The following is a 16,924-nucleotide window of genomic DNA, read 5'->3' on the forward strand; positions in this document are numbered from 1 at the left end:
CCGCCCTACCCCTCCACCGTCCCGATCACCGCCAGGCAGTCGCCGGCCTTGACCAGCCCCGGGAAATGCCGCGCCGCCAGGATGCCGTCCAGCGCCGCGCGGTATTCCGCCGGGGCCTGGCCGGTGCGGTCGACCGGGTGGATGCGGGCGATGACCTCGCCCTTGCGCACCGGGTCGCCCAGGTCGACGCAGGTCTCGGCCATGCCGTCCTGCTCGGCAAAGCGGAAGCAGTCGGCCGACGGCATGTCGAGCCAGCGGCTGGGCGCGCGCTCGACCTCGCCCTGCAGGATGCCGGCATGGCGCAGCAGGTTGCGCACGCCGCGCTTGGCGATCCCCGCCGTGCGCGCGGTGGCGGTGCCGCCGCCGCCGAGCTCGGTGGTGACGAAGACTTTGCCTGCCGCCTCGGCCGCGGTGTCGTACATGCCGACCGCGTCGATCTCCAGCATCCGCATCGACCAGGGGGCGGAGAACGCCTCGACCGCCGCGAAGCAGCGCGCCTCCTGGTCCTTGTCGGGCAGGATGTGGGCGGCGGCGAAGGGCACGAAGTCGAGCGTCCGCCCGCCGGAGTGGAAGTCGAGCACGATATCGGCCAGCGGCAGCAGGTGGCGCTGGAAGTAGTCGGCGATCTTCTGCGTCGGCGTGCCGTCCGGCCGGCCGGGGAAGCTGCGGTTCAGGTTGCCCTTGTCGATCGGCGAGGTGCGGGTGCCGGCCCGGAAGGCCGGGGTGTTCATCGCCGGGACGATGATCACCCGGCCGCGGACCGACGCCGGGTCCAGGGTCCGCGCCAGCTCGAACAGGGCGATCGGCCCCTCGTACTCGTCGCCGTGATTGGCGCCGGTGAGGAGCGCGGTCGGCCCCTCCCCGTTCTTCACAACGGCGACCGGGATCATCACCGAGCCCCAGGCGGAATCGTCCCGGCTGTAGGGCAGGCGCAGCGTGCCGTGCTGCACCCCGTCCCGGTCGAAATCGACCGAAGGGACGATCGGCGAGGGCGGCAGCTCGGCAACCGTCATGGCTTGACGAAGAGCTGGCGCGGCACGTCGGCCAGGATCTCGACGCCGCTATCGGTGATGGCGATGCTCTCGGTGATCTCCAGCCCCATGTCTTCCAGCCACAGCCCGGTCATGAAGTGGAAGGTCATGCCGGGCTCCAGCACGGTGCGGTCGCCGGGACGCAGGCTCATGGTGCGCTCGCCCCAATCGGGCGGATAGCTGAGGCCGATCGGGTAGCCGGTGCGGTTGTCCTTGACGATGCCGTAGGTCTTGAGCACCGCGAAGAAGGCGTTGGCGATGTCCTCGCAGGTGTTGCCCGGCCGCGCCGCGCCGAGCCCGGCCTCCATCCCCTCCAGCACCGCCTTCTCGGCGTCGAGGAAGGCCTGGGTCGGCTTGCCCAGGAACACGGTGCGCGACAGCGGGCAGTGGTAGCGCTTGTAGCAGCCGGCGATCTCGAAGAAGGTGCCCTCCCCCGACCGCATCGGCTTGTCGTCCCAGGTCAGATGCGGCGCCGAGGCGTCGGCGCCGGAGGGCAGCAGCGGCACGATTGCCGGATAGTCGCCACCGATCCAACCCCCATTGCCATCGGACACGCCGCGGGTACCGGCGTCGTAGATTTCGGCCACCAGGTCGTTCTTGCGCAGACCGGGCTCGACCTTTTCGACGATCCGCTTGTGCATCGCCTCGACGATGCGCGCGGCCTTGCGCATGTAGTCCAGCTCCTGCGGGCTCTTCACCGCGCGCTGCCAGTTCACCAGCGCGGTGGCGTCGCTGAAGCGGGCATTGGGCAGATGGCGCTGCAGCGAGGCGAAGGCGGCGGCCGAGAACCAGTAATTGTCCATCTCGACGCCGATCGACAGCCGGCCCCAGCCGCGCGAGTCGATGATGTCGGCCAGCCGGTCCATCGGATGGCGCTCGGTCGACTGCACGTAGTGGTCGGGATAGCCGATGATGTTGTCATGGGCCAGATAGGCGGTGCGCTTGGCGCCGTTGGCGTCCTGGCCGCGGCCGTACCAGATCGGCTCTCCCTCCGGCGGCACCAGCACGCCCTGATGGACGTAGAAGGACCAGCCGTCATAGCCGGTCAGCCAGGCCATGTTCGACGGGTCGCTGACCCACAGCAGGTCGATGCCGCGACGGGCCATGGCGGCGCGGGTCTTGGCGAGCCGCGCGGCATATTCCTCGCGGCTGAAGTTGAGTTCTACGGACATGCTGTGCCTCTCAGCTTTCGAAGGATGTGCCGACCCCGGCGGCGGCGACGCGACCGCGGGCCAGGGTGGCGATGGCGGTGTCCTGGACGCCGGTGCCGGTCAGGTCCGCGACGGTGATGGCGGCGGCGGAGGGCCGGCCGGCCGCCTGGCCGGCGATGACGGCGCCGAGCTCGGGGAAGACGGCGTCGGCGGCGATGGTGCCGGCAGCAATGGCGTGGTGCAGTTCGCCCAGCCGCCGCACCTGCGGCAGGCTGTCGGCGACGTAGAGGTCGGCACGGGCCGGGATCGCCGGGTCCAGCTCGTTCTTGTGCTCGGCATCCGACCCCATGGCGGTGACGTGCTGGCCGGGGGACAGCCAGCCGGCGCGCAGGATCGGCTCCGCCGCCGGGGTGGTGGTGACGATGATGTCGGCGCCGTCGACCGCGGCCTGCGGCGCCGCCTCGGCATGGACGGCGAGGCCCAACTCGTCGGACAGCTTCGCCGCCAGCGCCTGCGCGCGGTCATGGTCGCGCGCCCAGATCCGAGCCTCGGCGATCGGCCGCACCAGGGTCAGGGCCTTGAGCTGCAGCCGCGCCTGCACCCCGGCGCCGAAGATCGCCGCCACCCGGGACTCCGGGCGCGAGAGATGCTTCGCCGCCACCGCGCCGGCGGCCGCGGTGCGGACATCGGTCAGATAGCCATTGTCCAGGAACACGGCGTCGACCAGCCCGGTGCGGGCGCTGAACAGCACCATCAGCCCGTTGGTGCTGGGCAGGCCCAGCTTCGGGTTGTCGAAGAAGCCGGGACTGATCTTGATGGCGAAGCCGTCCAGGCCCGGCACATAGGCGGTCTTGACGTCGACCTCGCCGCGATGCTCGGGGATGTCGAGGCGCAGGATCGGCGGCATCGCCACATCCCTGGTCGCCAGCGCCAGGAACGCGTCCTCGACGCAGGCGACGGCGTCCCGGTCGAGCGGGACGGCACGGCGCAGCTCCGCCTCCCTCACGATGGTCATGCGGGGCACGGTGTCTCCTCCCAGGCACCGCTGACGATCCTGCGGTGCAGCGCCATGTCGATGTTGCGGCCCGAGACCACGAGGACGGTCGGGCCGGTTACGGTGAGCTTGCCGGCCAAGAGCGCGCCGATGCCGACGGCGCCGCCGCCCTCGACGATCTCCTGCTCCGCCGCATAGGCGTGGTCGATCGCGGCGGCGATCTCGGCCTCGGTCAGCAGCACCGCCTCGTCCAGCAGGTCGCGGGCCAGGGCGAAGGTATGGCGGTTGTCGAGGCCGATGCCGCCACCCAGCGAATCCGCCAGGGTCGGCAGCTCCTCGACCGCGACCGGGCGGCCGGCGGCGAGGCTGTCGCGCATCGCCGGGCCGCGCGCCATCGACACGCCGACCATCCGGGCCTGCGGCCGCAGCCCCTTGACCGCGGCGGCGATGCCGCCGAACAGGCCGCCGCCGGACAGCGGCACCACCACCTGCGCCACCTCGGGCAGGTCGGCGACGATCTCGAGCCCGATGGTGCCCTGGCCGGAGATCACGTCGGCATGGTCGAAGGGCGGGATGGCGGTGAAGCCCTCCTCCGCCACCAGCCGGTCGACCTCACCTTGAGCGTCGTCCTGGGACCGGCCGATGATGCGGATCTCGGCGCCAAGCGCGCGGATCGCCGCGACCTTGTTCTCCGGCACCAAAGCGGACATGCAGACGACGCAGCGCAGGCCCTGGCGGGCGGCGGCAAGGGCCAGGCCGCGGCCGTGATTGCCGGTCGAGGCCGCGGCGATGCCGATCTTCCGAGCCTCCGGCGGCAGCGACAGCACGGCGTTGGTGGCGCCGCGCAGCTTGAAGCTGCCGGTGGTCTGCCGGGTCTCCAGCTTCAGGAACACCGGCGCCCCCGCGAGATCGGACAGCGCAGCCGAGCGGACCAGCGGCGTCCGCACCACCTCTCCGGCGATGCGGTCGGCGGCGGCGCGGATGGTGTCGAGGGTGACGGCGCGGGTCATCGACAGCCCTCCCCCTCACCCTCCCACGCGCTTCGCGCGCGGGCCCCTCCCTCTCCCCGAGGAGAGGGGAATGGAGCGCTGGCCGCCCCACACCTCTCCTTGGGGAGAGGTCGAAATCGCGCAGCGATTTCGGGTGAGGGGGCGGCTCGGTGCCAGCCTGATCTGCGCTGTCGTCCCGGCATGCTCATCGGCCCCTCACAGCGCCATCAGCCGGCCGAGCTCCGGCCGGGGGCGGTCGTCGCCGCACAGGCGCAGGCTCATCCAGGCGGTGGCGAGATTGCTGGTCACCACCGGCTTGCCGATCCGGCGCTCGACCGCCGCCGCCACCCCGGCGGCGCGCAGGGCGGTGCAGGAGATGAACAGCGCCTCGGCGTCCGGCGCCATCGCCGCCTCTGCCGCCTCCACGATCGACGACAGGCTGATCCGCGCCATCTCGCGGTCGTCGTCGAGGCCGAGGCAGATGAAGCGGGCGATGTCGTGGCCGTGGCCGGCGAAATAGTCGGCCATCGGCCGGCTGGTCTCGACCGTGTAGGGCGTCAGCACCGCGATCCGGCGGGCGCCCAGCGCATCGAGGGCGCGGCGCGCGGCCAGCGGCGGGGTCACCACGGTGACGCCCGGCTTGGCCTCGCGGATCGCCTCCTCGATCGCATCGTCGCCCATCACCACCGAGGCCGAGGTGCAGGAGTAGCAGACGAGGTCGAGATCCTCCTCCGGCAGGATCAGCCCGGCGCCCTCGCTGAGGCGCGGCTGCATCCGGCGAAGATTCTCCGGCGTGGTCGGGTTGGCATAGGCGATGCGGGCGACATAGATCCCGATCCGGTCGCTCGCGACCATGCGGCGGAAATCCGGCTCGGTGGTGTGGTCGGTCGCCAGGATGACGAGGCCGACCCGCTTCGGCAGCGGCCGGTCGTCGAAGCTGAGCGGCAAAGCAGACCGTTCGATCTCGATCATATCGGGCTCCGGCTCAGCGCAGCGGCCGGAAGCGGCGCTCCAGATAGCGGAGGCCGACCACGGCGATCAGGCTGATGACGAGGAAGAAGGCGCCGACCAGCGTCATCGGCTCCAGGTAGCGGTAGTTGAAGTTGGCGACGCTGCGGGCCTGGTTCATCAGCTCCAGCACCGTGATGGCGGAGAGCAGCGGCGTCTCCTTGAACATGGCGATGAAGTAGTTGGCCAGGGCCGGCAACATCGGCGGGATCGCCTGCGGCAGGATCACGTGGCGCCAACTCTGCCCCGCCGTCAGGTTGCAGGCCTTCGCCGCCTCCCACTGGCCGCGCGGGGTGTTGTCGATGCCGGCGCGGTACACTTCCGCCGTGTAGGTGGCGTAGTGCAGGCCGAGGCCGATCACCCCGGCCGTCAGCGGCGACAGGGTCAGGCCGAGATCCGGCATGATGTAGAACAGGAAGTACAGCTGCACGAGCAGCGGCGTGCCGCGGATGAACTCGATCAGGAAGTTGACGCTGTGCGCCAGCCAGCGGCGGCGGGTGCGGCGCAGCAAAGCGAGGCCGAGGCCCAGCACCACCGCCAGGGCATAGCCCAGGATGGTGGCCAGGATGGTGATCTTCACGCCCTCGATCAGGGTCGGGAGGATCTCGGCGACGAAGGCCCAGTCCCAATCCATGGCTCAGCTCCGCACGCCGTCAAGACCGCGGGCCAGGCGGCGCTCCAGCGCCCGCACGCCCGCCGAGATCAGCATCGCCAGCGCGAAATAGATCACCAGGATGGTGAGGAAGGGGAAGGCGGTGCTGCCGGTCTGGGCCCGCACGATCTGGGCCTGGAAGGTCAGGTCGGTCAGCGAGATCAGCGACACCACGGCGGTGGCCTTCAACAGTTCGATGGCGTTGTTGCCGAAGGTCGGCAGCATCAGCACGAAGGCCTGGGGCAGGATGACGTGCCACAGGCTCTGGCGCCGGGTGAGGTTCAGCGCCACGCAGGCCTCGCGCTGCTCGCGCCCGATCGACTGCACGGCGCCGCGCACCACCTCGGCCCCATAGGCCCCGACATTGAGGCCGAGGGCCAGCACGCCGGCCAGCAGCGGGCTGAGCTCGAACCCGGCCAGCGGCAGCACGAAATAGATCCAGAACAGCTGCACGAAGATCGAGGTGCCGCGGAAGAACTCGACATAGGTCGTGGCGATCGTGCGCAGCAGCCAGCTGGACGAGATCCGCCCCAGCCCGGCCAGGAAGGCCACGACCAGCGCCAGGGCGCAGCCCAGCACGGTCAGCTCGATCGTCACCCAGGCGCCGTCGAGGATCAGCCCGAGATAGCCTTCCCATTCGCTCATGCGGCGGCTCGTCGTGGCGTCGTGTCCCTATGGTGAGGCCGGCGCCGCCCCCCCCCCCCCCCCCCCCGCCGCAAGCGGCGGGCCCCTCCCTCTCCCCGAGGAGAGGGAGGAAACCCTTTTCGCGGCGAGGGCACAGATCACCTCTCCCCCGGGGAGAGGTCGAAATCGCGACTGCGATTTCGGGTGAGGGGGTGGGCACCGGCCTCTCCTTCCGTCTCAGTTCGGGCCGCCGCACATCGCGTCGCGATTGGTCTCGAGCGCGGCCTTGGCTGAGAAGCCGTAGGGCTCGACGATCTTGGCGAATTCGCCGGACTGCTTCAGCGCCGCCAGTTCCTTGTCGAAGGCGTCGCGCAGCGCCGTGTCCTGCTTGCGGAAGGCGGCGCCGTCGCAATAGACCGGGGCGTTCTTCACCGGCCCGACCATCTCGATGTTCGGGTCGCTGGCCTTCTTCAGCAGGTCCTGGATCGACAGGATCGGCAGCGAATAGACGTCGATGCGGCCGTCCTGCAGCATCTTGATGCCGCTCTGCCCGTCCGGCACCACGATCACCCGGTCGCGCGGCACCCCGGCCTCCAGCGCCAGCCGCTCCTCGGTGCCGCCGCCCGGCGCGCCGATCTTGGCGTCGGCATTGGCGGCGATGTCGGCATAGCTCTGGAAGTTCGACGGGTTGCCCTTCTTCACCGCGAAGGCTTCGCCGTCGCACAGGATCGGCTGGGAATAGGCCACGGCGCGGCAGCGCTCCGGCTTCATGAACAGGCCGGCGGTGACGGCGTCGAAGCGACGCGCCTGCAGCCCGGGGATCATGGCGCCGTATTCCGAGATCGAGGCGACCACGTCGGGCACGCCCATGCGCTTGAACACCTCGCGCGCCACATCCGGCCCGGCGCCGGAGACCTTGCCGTCCGCCGCCACCGCGGTGAAGGGCGGCTCATTGGCGATGGCGATGCGGGCGAAGCCCTGCTCCTTCAGATTGTCCAGCGTGTCGGCCGCGGCCGGCTGCGCCAAAGCCACGGCCGATACGGCGGCCAGGATCAGACTCGCGCAAAATCTTTTGTTCATTTCTGCCTCTCCTGTTGCTGCCGCGGTCAGACCCGGTGGCCGGCGGCGATGATCTTCTTGAGGAAGGTCTGGGTCCGCTCCTCGCGCGGATGCCGGAAGATCTCGTCCGGCGGCCCCTCCTCGACGATCCGGCCGCGGTCGAAGAACAGGACCCGGTCGGCGAAGTCGTGGGCGAAGCTCATCTCGTGGGTGACCAGCAGCATGGTCATGTCGGTCTCGGCGGCCAGGCGGCGCATGACGTTCAGCACCTCCTCGACCAGCTCGGGGTCGAGCGCCGAGGTGACCTCGTCGAACAGCATGATCTTCGGCTTCAGCGCCAAGGCGCGGGCGATCGCCACGCGCTGCTTCTGGCCGCCGGACAGCTGCGCCGGCATCGCCTTGGCCTTCTCCGCCATGCCGACCAGCTCGAGCAGCTCCATCGCCCGCGCTTCGGCGGTCTTGCGGTCGACGCCGTTGGTCAGGATCGGCGCCAGGGTCACGTTGTCCAGCACGCATTTGTGCGGGAACAGGTTGAACAGCTGGAACACCATGCCGATCTTGGCGCGCATCTTGTGCAGATGGCGGTCATCGGCGGCCACCAGCCCGCCGTTGCGCGGCATGTGGAACAGCTGCTCGCCTTCGATGCGGATATGGCCGCCGTTGATCTCCTCCAGCGTCATCAGGATGCGCAGGATGGTGGTCTTGCCGGAGCCGGACGGCCCGATCAGGGCCAGCTTCTCGCCCGGCTTCACGGTGAAATTCAGATCGTTCAGGACGGTCAGCGGCCCGAAGCGCTTGGTCACGCCCTCGACGCTGATGCACGGATCCGATGCGGAGTTCGCCAAGTCGCTCTCCCTGTTGGCGACGGGCCTGTGTTGCCGCCAACGATGGAAGGGAGACAAAATCATGTCAAATGGAAAAACAAATCAGTACAATATGAGCCGACGTGATGATTCCTTAGGCGGCGGCTTGCCGTTTCCTACATCGCCAGCAGCACCGGCTCCGGCTCGCCCTGCAGCAGGTTGACGACGATCTTCAGCCCGTCGCGCAGTTGTTCCGGCGTGGTCGAGCCGACCGAGATGCGCACCGCCGGCTGCCGGTCCATGCCGCCCTCCGCGGCACCTCCGATGGCAAACGAGGCGCCGGGCGCGATCGCCACGCCCTGCAGCCGGGCATGGGACACGAACTCCTCCTCCGACCGCCCCTCGCCCAGCGGCAGCCAGACATGCAGCCCCTCCGGATGGGCCTTGTGCGGGATGCCGGCCAAGAGCTCGGCGGCAATCGCCTGACGCCCGCGAATCGCCTCGTTCTGCCAGCGCACCAGCTCCGCCGCCGTGCCGTTCTCGACCCAGCGGGCGGCCAGCTCGGCGATCAGCCCGGTGGCCATCCAGCTGGTCACCAGGCTGCGGTTGGCCACGCCCGGGCCCAACCGATCCGGCACCACCAGATAGCCGGAGCGCAGCCCGGGCATCACGCATTTGGTGAAGGTGGTGACATACAGCGTGCGCTCCGGCGCCAGGGCGGCCAGCGGCGGCAGACGCTCGGTCAGCAGCGGCGCCAGCACGTCGTTCTCGATGATCTGCAGCCCGTGGCGGCGCGCCACCTCGACGATCTCCGCCCGCCTTGCCTCGCCCATCAGGCTGGCGGTGGCGTTGATCGGGTTCGGCATGACGAACAGGGCGCGGACATCGCCCTCGCTGCAGGCCTCGTCCAGCGCCTCGGGGATCACGCCCTCGGCGTCGATCGCCACGCCGCGCAGCCGCAGGCCGAGATAGGCCGCCAGCGGCACCAGCGTGTGGTGGCCGACCGCCTCGGTCACCACGGTCGACCCCGGCGGGGCCGCGGCCATCAGGGCGATGGTCATGCCGGAGGTGGCGCCGTTGGTCAGGTGGATGGTGCCGGGCGTGGCCTCGACCCCGCAATGCTCGCGCAGCCAGGCCTGCGCCACCCGGCGATGGCGGGCGAACAGCGTGTTCGGGCGGAAGGACAGCACGGCGGAATGCGGCAGGTCGTCCGCCAGCGCGTGCAGCGCCGCCCTCATCGCGTCGATGTGGCGGGTCTCGCACACCACCGGCTTCAGGATCGAGAGATCGATGACCTCGCTGAGCCGCTCGGGGATATAGGGCGGCACGGGCTCGCGCTGCGGCGGGCGGATGAAGGTGCCGCGCCCAGTCTCGCCGGAGATCAGGCCGCGGCGGATCAGCTCCTCATAGGCACGGCTGACGGTCTGCACCGACAGGTCCAGCGTCTCGGCCATGTGCCGGTGGGTCGCCAGCCGCTCCCCGGGCTGCAGCCGCCCGTCCGAGATCGCCCGCGCGATCTGGTCGGCCAAAGAGAGATAGGCGGGCCGCCGCAGGGCGGCGGGATCAGGCTGCCACATTGTCATGATTGGACTGTGGTCCACAATCAGTTCAATTGACAACCCGATTTGCACAACGGCATGGTTTGCAACCATGTCATCCGTCAAGCTCGACCCGATCGACCTGCGCATCCTGGCCGAGATCCAGCGCGACGGGCGCATCACCAAGCTGGCCCTGGCCGAGAAGGTCGGGCTGTCGCCGACGCCGTGCTGGACCCGGCTGCACCGGCTGCAGCGCGAGGGCGTGATCTCCGGCTACCACGCCCGGCTGGCGCTGCGCCGCATCGCGCCCTTCGCCATGGTGTTCGTCGAGATCACGCTGGGCGCCCACCGCCAGGCCGATTTCGACCGGTTCGAGCGGGCGGTGAAGGCGGTGCCGGAGGTGGTGGCCTGCTGGTCGCTGGGCGGCGGCATCGACTATCTGCTGAAGGTGGTGGCGCGCGACATCGACGGCTATCAGCGGCTGATCGACCGGCTGCTGGAGGAGGAGATCGGCATCGACCGCTACTTCACCTACATCGTCACCCGCACGGTGAAGGACGACGTGACGGTGCCGGTCGAGGTGCTGGCAGGTGCCGCGGACGGGGCTTAATTCCCCAGAAAGATCGTCATCCCCGCGAAAGCGGGGATCTCTTCCCGGCAGTGCTCTTTCCTGCGCGAGATTCCCGCTTTCGCGGGAATGACGAAACTATGAGGGGTTTCAAGCCAGAGACTTTCTCTCCTCCACCCTGCCCCGCAAGAGACTTGGTCTGCCGACCACTGCCCGAACAGCCTCCTTCTCCTCCGCCTTCCCCCTACCCTGGCGGCCTCGCCCTTGACGGAGGCTCAGCCGATGACCGCCCTCGCCACCCGCCCCAGCCAGCATGACGCGCTCGGCCGCCTGACCGACCGACGGCTGCTGCGCGAGCTGGCCTATATCGACGGACGCTGGACCGCTGCCGCCAACGGCGCAGTGTTCGAGGTCGCCGACCCCGCCACCGGCGTCACCGTCGCCCGCGTGGCCCGGCTGGGCGCGGCCGAGGCGGACCGCGCCATCGCCGCCGCCGAGGATGCCTTCCCGGCCTGGCGCGCGCTGCTGCCGCAGGAGCGGGCCGCCAGGCTGCGCAACTGGTTCGACCGGATCCTGGCGGCCAAGGAGGACCTCGCCCTGCTGATGACGCTGGAGCAGGGCAAGCCGCTGGCCGAATCGCGCGGCGAGATCGACTACGGCGCCGGCTTCGTCGAGTGGTTCGCCGAGGAGGCCAAGCGCCTGAACGTCGAATCCGTCACCAGCCACCTGCCCGGCGCCGAGATGATGGTGCGGCGCGAGCCGCTGGGCGTCGTCGGCGTCGCCACGCCATGGAACTTCCCCTGCGCCATGCTGACCCGCAAGGCCGCCGCCGCCCTGGCCGCCGGCTGCACCGTGGTGGCGCACCCGTCGTCGCAGACCCCGCTGTCGGCCCTGGCCCTGGCCGAACTGGCGGAGCGCGCCGGCATTCCGGCCGGGGTGCTGAACATCGTCACCGGCGACCCGGAGCCGATCGTCGGCCGGATCTGCGCCGACAGGCGGGTGCGGGCGGTCAGCTTCACCGGGTCGACCGAGATCGGACGGCTGATCGCCGAGCGCTGCGCGCCGACGATCAAGCGGCTGCAGCTGGAACTGGGCGGCCACGCCCCGCTGATCGTCTTCGCCGATGCCGATCTGGACCGTGCCGTGTCGATCGCGATCGACGCCAAATTCGCCACCTCGGGCCAGGACTGCCTGGCCGCCAACCGGATCTATGTCGAGCGGCCCGCCTATGCCGCCTTCTGCGACGCCTTCGCCCGGCGGGTTGCGGCGCTCAAAGTCGGCAACGGACTCGATGCCGGGACCGAGATCGGTCCGCTGATGCACGGCCGGGCCGTCGCCAAGGCGGCGGAGCATGTCCAGGACGCGGTGGCCCGCGGCGCCCGCTGCCTGGCCGGCGGCGATGTCCATGCCGCCGGGCCGCTGTTCTTCGCCCCGACCGTGCTGGCCGATGTGCCGGACGACGCCGCGATCATGCGCGAGGAGACCTTCGCTCCCGTCGCCGCCGTCACCGCTTTCGACAGCGAGGACGAGGTGGTCGCCCGCGCCAACGATACCGAATACGGGCTGGTGGCCTATGCCGTGACCCGCGATTCCGGCCGCGTGCTGCGGCTGGGCCGCTCCCTCGACTACGGCATGGTCGCGGTCAACCGGGTGAAGATCACCGGCGCCCCGATCCCGTTCGGCGGCACCAAGCAATCCGGCCTCGGCCGCGAGGGCTCGCGCCACGGCATCGAGGCCTTCACCGAGCTCAAATACCTGTGCCTGGACGCCGCCTGAGCGCCCGCCCCTCGTTCAAGGAGATTTCCGATGGCCCTTCGCGGCAACGAACTCGACGCCTGGGATCGCGACCATTTCTTCCACCCGTCGACCCATATGGCGGCCCATGCCCGCGGCGAGACGCCGAACCGGATCATCACCGGCGGCGAGGGCGTCTACATCACCGATCGCGACGGCAAGCGCAGCCTGGACGCCTTCGCCGGGCTGTACTGCGTCAATGTCGGCTATGGCCGGCGCGAGATCGCCGACGCGATCGCCGCCCAGGCGCATGAGCTGGCCTATTACCACGCCTATGTCGGCCACGGCAGCGAGCCGTCGATCCGCCTGGCCAAGATGATCATCGACCGGGCGCCGGCCGGCATGTCGCGGGTGTTCTTCGGCCTCGGCGGTTCCGACGCCAACGAGACCAACGTCAAGCTGGTCTGGTACATCAACAACATCCTCGGCCGGCCGGAGAAGAAGAAGATCATCTCGCGCTGGCGCGGCTATCACGGCTCCGGCCTGATGACCGGCAGCCTCACCGGGCTCGAGCTGTTCCACAAGGCCTTCGACCTGCCGCTGGCCCAGGTGCTGCACACCGACGCGCCCTACTACTATCGCCGCGAGGACCGGTCGCTGAGCGAGGAGCAGTTCTCGCAAGCCTGTGCCGACCGGCTTGAGGAGCTGATCCTGGCCGAGGGGCCGGAGACGGTGGCCGCGTTCATCGGCGAGCCGATCCTGGGCACTGGCGGGCTGGTGCCGCCGCCGGCCGGCTATTGGGAGAAGGTCCAGGCGGTCCTGGCGAAGTATGACGTGCTGCTGATCGCCGACGAGGTGATCACCGGCTTCGGCCGGCTGGGGTCGATGTTCGGATCGGAGCACTACGGCATCAAGCCGGATCTGATTACCATCGCCAAGGGCCTGACCTCGGCCTATGCGCCCCTGTCCGGCGTGATCGTGTCGGAGAAGGTCTGGAAGATCCTGGAGAAGGGGTCCGACGCGCTCGGCGCCATCGGCCATGGCTGGACCTATTCCTCGCACCCGCTGTGCACCGCCGCGGCGATCGCCAATCTCGAGCTGGTCGACAGCCTGGGGCTGGTCGAGAACGCGAAGGCGACCGGCGCCTATTTCAAGCAGGCGCTGACCGATGCGCTGGCCGGCCATCGCATCGTCGGCGAGGTGCGCGGCGAGGGGCTGGCGGCGGCGGTCGAGTTCGTGGCCGACAAGAACGACCGGGTGTTCTTCGACTCGGCGCTGAAGGTCGGCCCTCGGATCTATGCGGCGACCCTGGCCCGCGGCGTGATCTCCCGCGCCCTGCCGCAGGGCGACATCCTGGGCTTCGCCCCACCGCTGTGCCTGACCCGCGACGAGGCCGACATCGTGGTCAAGGCCGTGGCCGGGGCGGTCGAGTCGGTGGCCAAGGAGCTGTGAGCAGGACGATGATCGCCGAAACCATCCCCACCACCATGCGCGCCGTGGTCCTGACCGGCCATGGCGGGCCCGACAAGCTGGTCCATCGCGACGACGTGCCGGTGCCGAAGCCGGCCGCGGGCGAGGTGCTGATCGAGGTCGCCGCCTGCGGCATGAACAACACCGATGTCTGGGTCCGCGAGGGCGCCTATGGCACCGAGGCGGACCCGGAGGCGGTGTCGAGCTGGCGCGGCCGCGGCGACCGGTCGACCCTGACCTTCCCGCGCATCCAGGGCACCGACACGGTCGGCCGCATCGCCGCGGTCGGCCCCGGCGTGCCGGAAGCGCGGATCGGCGAGCGGGTGATGGTCGATTTCAGCATCTACAACCGCGACGACGACAGCCTGGCCGACATCGACTACATGGGCCATGGCCGCGATGGCGGCTATGCCGAGTACATGGCGCTGCCGGCCGACCACGCCCATCGCGTCGACACGCCGATGAGCGATGTCGAGCTGGCCACCTTCTGCTGCGCCTACCTGACCGGCGAGCACATGCTGGACCGCGCCCGGGTGGCGGCCGGCGAACGGGTGCTGGTCACCGGCGCCTCGGGCGGCGTCGGCTCGGGCATCGTCCAGCTGTGCCGCGCCCGCGGCGCCATCCCCTATGCCGTGGTCGGCCGCGGCAAGGAGGAGGCGGTGCTGGCGGCCGGCGCCGAGGCAGTGGTCACCCGCGACGCCGGCGACCTGGTCTCGGCGGTGGAGCGGGTCACCAAGGGCCGGCCGATCGATGTGGTCGCCGACCTGGTCGGCGGGGCGATGTTCAATGACCTGCTGCGCATCCTGCGGCCCGAGGGGCGCTACACCACCGCCGGCGCCATCGCCGGGCCGGTGGTGCAGCTGGACCTGCGAACGATGTACCTGAAACACCTGGAGCTGCACGGCTCGTCCCAGGGCACGCGCGGCGCCTTCCGCCGGCTGGTGCGCTACATCGAGGAGGGCAAGCTGAAGCCGCTGGTCGGCGGCGTCTACCGCCTGTCGGAGTTCCACCGCGCCCAGGCCGATTTCATGGCCAAGGGCTTCGTCGGCAAGCTGGTGGTGGTGCCGGATGCGCGGTGGGCCGGGGATCGCTGAAGCTCGCTCAGCCGGCTGAAAAATGAGTCCCCCCTCCCCCTAACCCCCTCCCGCGAGGGGAGGGGGGACAAGGGAAAAGCAGGCCCAGCGCGATTACACCCGCACCACGTGCAGGTCGCGCGGCAGGGAGGACAGGATTTCCGGCCCGTCCTCGCGCAGGATCACGATGTCCTCGAGCCGGATGCCGAAGCGGCCCGGGATGTAGATGCCCGGCTCGATCGAGAACACCATGCCCTCCTCCAGCACCGTCTCGGAGGTGGCGGTGATGTAGGGCGGCTCATGGCCGTCGATGCCCATGCCGTGGCCGGTGCGGTGGACGAAGTATTCGCCGTAGCCGGCATCGGCGATGACCTTGCGGGCGGCGGCGTCGACCTCCTTCGCCATCACGCCGGGCTTTGCCGCCTTCAGCGCCGCCTGCACCGCCTTCTCGACGATGGTGTGGATCTGGCCATAGCCCTCCGGCGGGCGGCCGATCGCGACCATGCGGGTGATGTCGCTGGGGAAGCCGGCCTTGCGGCCGCCGATATCGACCACCACCGCGTCGCCCTCCTCCAGCCGGCGCCCGCCGGTCTGGTGGTGCGGGAAGGCGCCGTTGCCGCCGCCGCCGACGATCCAGAAGGCCGGCGACGCCCCTTCCGAGGTGAAGTGCGCCTTGATCGCATCCGCCAGCTCCAGCTCGCTCATGCCCGGCCTGGCCGCGGCGAAGGCGGCCTGCATGGCGCAGTCGGCGATGCCGGCATTCATCTTCAGCGTGGCGAACTCGGCCGCATCCTTGCGCATGCGCAGCGCGCCGATGGTGCTGTCGGTGAAGCTGTGCCGCGCGCCCGGCAGCGCGCCGAGCAGCAGCAGCGCGAAATCCGCCCGCATCGTCTCGTCCAGCACCACATGGCCCGCCTGGGCGGCGCCGACATCGGCCAGCGCCGCCGCCAGGGCGGCGTCCGGCCCGACGGCATCGTCCCAGGTGTGGAAGGCGATCGCCGTCTCCTCGCGCGAACCCTCGGCGTTCAGCACCGGCATCAGGAACGCCTCGCACTCCGGCCCGATCAGCAGCAGGCAGGGCCGCTCATCGGCATGCGGGTGGAAGCCGGCCGCCCATTGCATGTGCGACCCCGGCCCGAGCGCGACAAGGTCGACGCCCGCCCCCCGCATCTTCGCACGCAGCGCCGCAAGCCTCTTGCCCAAATCGACCGCCATCCTGCCCTCCCGTTCACGGCGAATCGCCGTCCTCGACCGCCAGCCTAGACCGCCTCGGTGCGGAAATCCTCGCGATGGATCGCGGTGCGCAACACGCCGTCGGCGCCGATCACGCCGCGATACATGCCCTCGCAGTTGAACGGCAGCGCCACACGGCCCTGGGCATCGACCGCAATCAGCCCGCCGGAGCCGCCGGCCGGGGCCAGCAGCGCCTGCACCACATCCTCGGCCGCCTGCTCCAGCCCCTGGCCAGCCCAGCGTATGCGGGCGTCGATCTCGTGCCCGGCGGCGTAGCGGATGAAGATCTCGCCATGGCCGGTGCCGGAGACGGCGCAGGTGGCGTTGTCGGCCCAGGTGCCGGCGCCGATCACCGGGCAGTCGCCGACCCGGCCCGGGGTCTTGCCGGTCATACCGCCGGTCGAGGTGGCGGCGGCGAGGCTGCCGGCGGCGTCGCAGGCCACGGCGCCGACCGTGCCGTGCTTCCGCGCCGGGTCGCCATCATCCGGCAGGGCCTGGCGGCGGCGCGCCAGCTCGTCCTGCAACGCTTCCCAGCGCCGCTCGGTGCGGAACCAGGACGGGTCCATATGCTCCAGCCCGGCCTCGCGGCAGAAGCGGCGCGCGCCCTCCCCGGCCAGCATCACATGCTCGGTCCGCTCCATCACCGCGCGGGCAGCCAGGACCGGGTGGCGCGGGCCGCAGATGCCGGCGATGGCGCCGGCCCGGCGACAGCGGCCATCCATCACCGCCGCATCCATCTCGATCTCGCCAGCGCTGGTGAAGACGGCGCCGCGGCCGGCGTTGAACAGCGGGTCCTCCTCCAGCGCCATCACCGCGGCGGTGACGGCGTCGAGCGCCGAGCCGCCGGCCTCCAGGACCAGATGGCCATTGCGCAGCGCGGTGCGCAGGCCCTGGTGATAGGCGTCCTCCTGCTCCGGCGACAACGAGTCCCGGCGGATGGTGCCGGCGCCGCCATGGATCACCAGGACGGCGCGGGATGGGTCGGTCATGGAAGCCT

16 protein-coding genes are annotated in these 16,924 nt (G+C 70.4%); 4 read left to right on the top strand and 12 right to left on the bottom strand.

What is annotated here, in order from left to right; all coding sequences use genetic code 11:
* Positions 1–5 precede the first annotated feature (5 nt).
* The 10 genes from doeB to FFK22_RS10800 all read right to left on the bottom strand — a co-directional run bounded on the left by doeB (position 6) and on the right by FFK22_RS10800 (position 9,894).
* A complete protein-coding gene (gene doeB / locus FFK22_RS10755; protein ID WP_138889271.1) occupies positions 6–1,013 on the bottom strand; it encodes a N(2)-acetyl-L-2,4-diaminobutanoate deacetylase DoeB in 1,008 nt (335 codons plus the stop codon).
* Positions 1,010–2,203, bottom strand: a complete 1,194-nt coding sequence (gene doeA, locus FFK22_RS10760; protein WP_138889272.1) for an ectoine hydrolase DoeA — start codon at positions 2,201–2,203, stop codon at positions 1,010–1,012. The genes doeB and doeA overlap by 4 nt, the downstream gene beginning before the upstream one ends.
* A gap of 10 nt (positions 2,204–2,213) precedes the next feature.
* A complete protein-coding gene (eutC, locus tag FFK22_RS10765; RefSeq protein ID WP_221938517.1) occupies positions 2,214–3,197 on the bottom strand; it encodes an ectoine utilization protein EutC in 984 nt (327 codons plus the stop codon).
* Complete coding sequence (gene eutB, locus FFK22_RS10770) at positions 3,194–4,186, bottom strand: hydroxyectoine utilization dehydratase EutB (RefSeq protein WP_138889274.1); 993 nt, start codon at positions 4,184–4,186, stop codon at positions 3,194–3,196. Before eutB ends, eutC begins: the two co-directional genes overlap by 4 nt.
* Before the next feature lie 195 nt (positions 4,187–4,381).
* A complete protein-coding gene (gene eutA, locus FFK22_RS10775; RefSeq protein ID WP_138889275.1) occupies positions 4,382–5,137 on the bottom strand; it encodes an ectoine utilization protein EutA in 756 nt (251 codons plus the stop codon).
* Positions 5,138–5,150: 13 nt separating this feature from the next.
* Positions 5,151–5,807: an ectoine/hydroxyectoine ABC transporter permease subunit EhuD gene (gene ehuD, locus FFK22_RS10780; protein ID WP_138889276.1), complete on the bottom strand. Its 657-nt coding sequence runs from the start codon at positions 5,805–5,807 to the stop codon at positions 5,151–5,153.
* Positions 5,808–5,810: 3 nt separating this feature from the next.
* A complete protein-coding gene (gene ehuC, locus FFK22_RS10785; protein ID WP_138889277.1) occupies positions 5,811–6,470 on the bottom strand; it encodes an ectoine/hydroxyectoine ABC transporter permease subunit EhuC in 660 nt (219 codons plus the stop codon).
* Positions 6,471–6,686: 216 nt separating this feature from the next.
* Positions 6,687–7,529: an ectoine/hydroxyectoine ABC transporter substrate-binding protein EhuB gene (gene ehuB / locus FFK22_RS10790; RefSeq protein WP_138889278.1), complete on the bottom strand. Its 843-nt coding sequence runs from the start codon at positions 7,527–7,529 to the stop codon at positions 6,687–6,689.
* A gap of 26 nt (positions 7,530–7,555) precedes the next feature.
* The gene (gene ehuA, locus FFK22_RS10795) at positions 7,556–8,353 is read right to left on the bottom strand and encodes an ectoine/hydroxyectoine ABC transporter ATP-binding protein EhuA (protein ID WP_306770097.1); all 798 of its coding nucleotides are present in this window, start codon (positions 8,351–8,353) and stop codon (positions 7,556–7,558) included.
* A 134-nt stretch (positions 8,354–8,487) separates the two neighbouring features.
* Positions 8,488–9,894: a PLP-dependent aminotransferase family protein gene (locus FFK22_RS10800; protein ID WP_138889280.1), complete on the bottom strand. Its 1,407-nt coding sequence runs from the start codon at positions 9,892–9,894 to the stop codon at positions 8,488–8,490.
* A 67-nt stretch (positions 9,895–9,961) separates the two neighbouring features.
* On the opposite strand from FFK22_RS10800, the gene FFK22_RS10805 reads away from it, so the two are divergent.
* The 4 genes from FFK22_RS10805 (at position 9,962) to FFK22_RS10820 (ending at position 14,715) form a co-directional block, all read left to right on the top strand.
* A complete protein-coding gene (locus FFK22_RS10805) occupies positions 9,962–10,459 on the top strand; it encodes an Lrp/AsnC family transcriptional regulator (protein ID WP_138889281.1) in 498 nt (165 codons plus the stop codon).
* A gap of 240 nt (positions 10,460–10,699) precedes the next feature.
* Positions 10,700–12,193 (top strand): NAD-dependent succinate-semialdehyde dehydrogenase, encoded by a 1,494-nt coding sequence (locus FFK22_RS10810; protein WP_138889282.1) that lies wholly within the window; start codon positions 10,700–10,702, stop codon positions 12,191–12,193.
* Positions 12,194–12,223: 30 nt separating this feature from the next.
* A complete protein-coding gene (locus FFK22_RS10815) occupies positions 12,224–13,603 on the top strand; it encodes an aspartate aminotransferase family protein (protein ID WP_138889283.1) in 1,380 nt (459 codons plus the stop codon).
* Positions 13,604–13,611: 8 nt separating this feature from the next.
* Positions 13,612–14,715: an alcohol dehydrogenase family protein gene (locus FFK22_RS10820; protein WP_138889284.1), complete on the top strand. Its 1,104-nt coding sequence runs from the start codon at positions 13,612–13,614 to the stop codon at positions 14,713–14,715.
* Positions 14,716–14,808: 93 nt separating this feature from the next.
* Here the strand turns inward: FFK22_RS10820 and FFK22_RS10825 are convergent, their stop codons facing one another.
* The gene (locus FFK22_RS10825; protein ID WP_138889285.1) at positions 14,809–15,909 is read right to left on the bottom strand and encodes a Xaa-Pro peptidase family protein; all 1,101 of its coding nucleotides are present in this window, start codon (positions 15,907–15,909) and stop codon (positions 14,809–14,811) included.
* A 44-nt stretch (positions 15,910–15,953) separates the two neighbouring features.
* The gene (locus FFK22_RS10830) at positions 15,954–16,916 is read right to left on the bottom strand and encodes an isoaspartyl peptidase/L-asparaginase family protein (protein WP_138889286.1); all 963 of its coding nucleotides are present in this window, start codon (positions 16,914–16,916) and stop codon (positions 15,954–15,956) included.
* Positions 16,917–16,924: the final 8 nt, after the last annotated feature.

The organism is Mycobacterium sp. KBS0706 (assembly GCF_005938675.2).
Classification (GTDB): Bacteria; Pseudomonadota; Alphaproteobacteria; order DSM-16000; family Inquilinaceae; genus Inquilinus.

What these genes read in the sequence shown, in the direction of transcription:
- FFK22_RS10800 (WP_138889280.1), bottom strand. Translation starts at nt 9,894, where the DNA reads ATGACAATGTGGCAGCCTGATCCCGCCGCCCTGCGGCGGCCCGCCTAT.
- FFK22_RS10815 (WP_138889283.1), top strand. Translation starts at nt 12,224, where the DNA reads ATGGCCCTTCGCGGCAACGAACTCGACGCCTGGGATCGCGACCATTTC.
- doeB (WP_138889271.1), bottom strand. Translation starts at nt 1,013, where the DNA reads ATGACGGTTGCCGAGCTGCCGCCCTCGCCGATCGTCCCTTCGGTCGAT.
- FFK22_RS10830 (WP_138889286.1), bottom strand. Translation starts at nt 16,916, where the DNA reads ATGACCGACCCATCCCGCGCCGTCCTGGTGATCCATGGCGGCGCCGGC.
- eutA (WP_138889275.1), bottom strand. Translation starts at nt 5,137, where the DNA reads ATGATCGAGATCGAACGGTCTGCTTTGCCGCTCAGCTTCGACGACCGG.
- FFK22_RS10810 (WP_138889282.1), top strand. Translation starts at nt 10,700, where the DNA reads ATGACCGCCCTCGCCACCCGCCCCAGCCAGCATGACGCGCTCGGCCGC.
- FFK22_RS10825 (WP_138889285.1), bottom strand. Translation starts at nt 15,909, where the DNA reads ATGGCGGTCGATTTGGGCAAGAGGCTTGCGGCGCTGCGTGCGAAGATG.
- ehuD (WP_138889276.1), bottom strand. Translation starts at nt 5,807, where the DNA reads ATGGATTGGGACTGGGCCTTCGTCGCCGAGATCCTCCCGACCCTGATC.
- ehuB (WP_138889278.1), bottom strand. Translation starts at nt 7,529, where the DNA reads ATGAACAAAAGATTTTGCGCGAGTCTGATCCTGGCCGCCGTATCGGCC.
- FFK22_RS10805 (WP_138889281.1), top strand. Translation starts at nt 9,962, where the DNA reads ATGTCATCCGTCAAGCTCGACCCGATCGACCTGCGCATCCTGGCCGAG.
- FFK22_RS10820 (WP_138889284.1), top strand. Translation starts at nt 13,612, where the DNA reads ATGATCGCCGAAACCATCCCCACCACCATGCGCGCCGTGGTCCTGACC.
- eutC (WP_221938517.1), bottom strand. Translation starts at nt 3,197, where the DNA reads ATGACCATCGTGAGGGAGGCGGAGCTGCGCCGTGCCGTCCCGCTCGAC.
- doeA (WP_138889272.1), bottom strand. Translation starts at nt 2,203, where the DNA reads ATGTCCGTAGAACTCAACTTCAGCCGCGAGGAATATGCCGCGCGGCTC.
- eutB (WP_138889274.1), bottom strand. Translation starts at nt 4,186, where the DNA reads ATGACCCGCGCCGTCACCCTCGACACCATCCGCGCCGCCGCCGACCGC.
- ehuC (WP_138889277.1), bottom strand. Translation starts at nt 6,470, where the DNA reads ATGAGCGAATGGGAAGGCTATCTCGGGCTGATCCTCGACGGCGCCTGG.